This window comes from Bacillus sp. (in: firmicutes) (assembly GCA_017656295.1).
Classification (GTDB): Bacteria; Bacillota; Bacilli; order Bacillales; family JACDOC01; genus JACDOC01.
The window spans coordinates 1-654 of the sequence record JACDOC010000050.1 but is presented as its reverse complement, the minus strand read 5'-3'; the positions used below and the strand labels follow the sequence as shown (position 1 = coordinate 654).

Here is a 654-nt window from a genome sequence, read left to right as displayed (position 1 = left end):
TGCATGCGGCTTTCAGGATGGCCTTTTACCCCTTCGTTTACTTGAAGGAACCGCTGACAATGTTGTTGGGCTACCTGTTAAATTTATCGAACAACTTATTCGGCATCATTTCGAGAAACCATACAAATAAAAACCCCTCGGGTTCCAAAAGGAGCCCAAGGGGTTCGTAAAAAATTTCCGGCAATACCTACTCTCGCACTTTTGGCACTACCATCGGCTCTGAAAGCTTAACTACCGTGTTCGGGATGGGAACGGGTGTGACCTTTCAAATATGTTCACCGGAAAATCTCGTATCACCGTTTTCACGGTGAAAATGTTGTGGTAATTGGCACTCCCATGCTTTCGCAAGAGAGCAATAGAGTGAGCACTCGATACGAGTGGTCAAGCAATCGTCCGTTAGTACCGGTTAGCTGAGTGCATTACTGCACGTACACATCCGGCCTATTAACCTGATCGTCTTTCAGGGGACTTTCGGGTTAAACCCTACGAAACCTGATCTTGAGGCGGGCTTCACGCTTATATGCTTTCAGCGTTTATCCTTTCCGTTCTTAGCTATCCAGCCGTGCCGCTAGCGCGACAACTGGTACACCAGAGGAACGTCCTTCCAAATCCTCTCGTACTAAAGAAGAATCCTCGCAAGTTTCGTACGCCCAC

The 654-nt window shown here is 47.7% G+C and carries 2 rRNA genes; both read right to left on the bottom strand.

Going from position 1 to position 654, the window contains the following annotated elements:
* Nucleotides 1–175: 175 nt before the first annotated feature.
* A 5S ribosomal RNA gene (gene rrf, locus H0Z31_15780) occupies nt 176–283 on the bottom strand.
* 91 nt (nt 284–374) lie between these two features.
* Nucleotides 375–654, bottom strand: a 23S ribosomal RNA gene (locus H0Z31_15775); the annotation flags it as partial.